Raw genomic sequence first — 1999 nt, 5'->3', positions numbered from 1 at the left:
CCTTTGTTGGAAGGCATTGCCGAAGGTACGGCCGTCTATGCCGACAAAGGCTACGACAGTGAGGAAAACCGGCAACATCTGAAAGAGCATCGGTTGCCGGACGGCATTATGCGCAAAGCCCACCGCAATCGTCCGCTGACGGAAGTGCAAACCAAACGCAACCGATATTTGTCGAAGACCCGTTATGTGGTCGAACAAAGCTTCGGTACGCTGCACCGTAAATTCCGCTACGCCCGGGCAGCCTATTTTGGTCTGCTCAAAGTGAGTGCGCAAAGCCATCTGAAGGCGATGTGTTTGAACCTGTTGAAAGCGGCTAACAGGCTAAGTGTGCCTGTTGCCGCCTAAAAGGCGGCCCGGATGCCTAATTATGGGGCGTCCGGGGAGAAAAACGGGGATATTTGGCATGAAAACAGCCGAAAAACCTGTGTTTGGGTTTTAGCTGTTGGGGGTGAAGGGGAAGAGGGGAATTTTGCAAAGGTCTCATATATTCATTGACAAATTTCGACGGCAAAATTTATGATTAAAACGTGCCATATATTAAATTAATGTTCAATATATGGAACAAATAAAGAATTTAAATATGATTTTATCAGGAAAAAGGAGGCGGTTATGAATACTTGGATTGAGCGGATGAGTGATGTTTTGCCGACCGGCGCGGCTGTAGGCTGCGACTGGTTCGCCCAAAGCGCGCGCAATGCAGTGATTAAATCAACCGACGGACGGGAAATTATCGACTTCGTAGGCGGTATCGGCGTACTGAATGTCGGCCACTGTCATCCGAAAGTGACGGCGGCAGTCGCGGCGCAACTTGAGAAATTTACGCATACAGCCTTTCAGGTTGTGCCTTACCAGAATTATGTCGAACTGGGCGAAAGATTGGGCAAACTGGTACCCATTGAAGGCAAAGTGAAATGCCAGTTTTTTTGCAGCGGCGCGGAAGCGGTTGAAAATGCGGTGAAAATCGCCCGTGCCCACACTAGGCGCAACGGTGTGATCGCATTCGGCGGCGCGTTTCACGGCCGCACGCTGATGACGCTTGCCCTGACCGGAAAAGTGTCCCCCTATCAGGCAGATTTCGGCGCCATGCCTTCGGGCGTGTTCCACGCGCTTTTCCCTTCCGAAACGCAGCATATCAGCGTGGAGGATGCGGTTAAAAGTATCAAAAGGATTTTCAAAAGCGATATTGCGCCGCACGACGTGGCCGCCATTATTTTGGAACCAGTGCAGGGAGAAGGCGGCTTCAATGTCTGCCCGCCCGAATTTATGCGCGCCGTGCGTGAGATTTGCGACGAACACGGCATTGTGATGATTGCCGACGAAGTACAGTCCGGTTACGGCCGCACAGGCAAACTTTTTGCGATGGAACATTACGACGTCAAACCCGATTTGATTACGATGGCAAAAAGTCTGGCGGGCGGTATGGTATTGAGCGGCGTGGCGGGCAAGGCCGACATCATGAATGCGGCAAGGCCGGGGGGCTTGGGCGGAACATACGCCGGCAACCCTTTGGGCATTGCCGCGGCATTGGTGGTGCTGGACATCATCGAAGAGGAAAAGCTGCTGGAACGTTCCCAATATCTGGGCGACAAGCTCAAACAGTTCCTACGCGATTTAAACGCACCCGAAATTACCCAAATCCGCGGCTTAGGTTCGATGGTGGCTGTTGAATTCGGCGACGATGACAGTCCGAACAGCGAGTTTGCCGCCAAAGTGAAAGCTATTGCGATGGAAAACAACCTGCTGCTACTCACCTGCGGCGCGCACGCCAACACCATACGTTTCCTTTACCCGCTGACGATTGAGGAGGAACTCTTCGACCAGGCTTTGACGATTCTGAAAAACTCCTTTGAGAAAGCACGCAAAAGCTAAAAACGCTGAAACAAGGTTTCAGACGGCCTAAAGGCCGTCTGAAAAACACCCACCACATTATTTTGCAGGACTTCCCATGAAAACCTTTTCCCAACTGCTCAACCACCCCGATATTTCCTTTTCCCCGATT

At 51.6% G+C, this 1999-nt stretch carries 2 protein-coding genes; both read left to right on the top strand.

Annotation, left to right across the window (positions count from 1 at the left end):
- Positions 1-345: transposase (locus tag HMPREF2907_RS11340; RefSeq protein ID WP_141754452.1), on the top strand; the 345-nt coding region annotated here is incomplete at its 5' end.
- A 264-nt stretch (positions 346-609) separates the two neighbouring features.
- Positions 610-1869: a 4-aminobutyrate--2-oxoglutarate transaminase gene (gabT, locus tag HMPREF2907_RS11335; protein ID WP_070682755.1), complete on the top strand. Its 1260-nt coding sequence runs from the start codon at positions 610-612 to the stop codon at positions 1867-1869.
- Positions 1870-1999: the final 130 nt, after the last annotated feature.

The sequence above is a fragment of the Neisseria sp. HMSC055H02 genome, assembly GCF_001813335.1.
In the GTDB taxonomy this organism is placed as follows: domain Bacteria; phylum Pseudomonadota; class Gammaproteobacteria; order Burkholderiales; family Neisseriaceae; genus Neisseria; species Neisseria sicca_C.
Note: the sequence above shows the minus strand (reverse complement) of the source record. Positions and strands in the feature narration are given on the sequence as shown.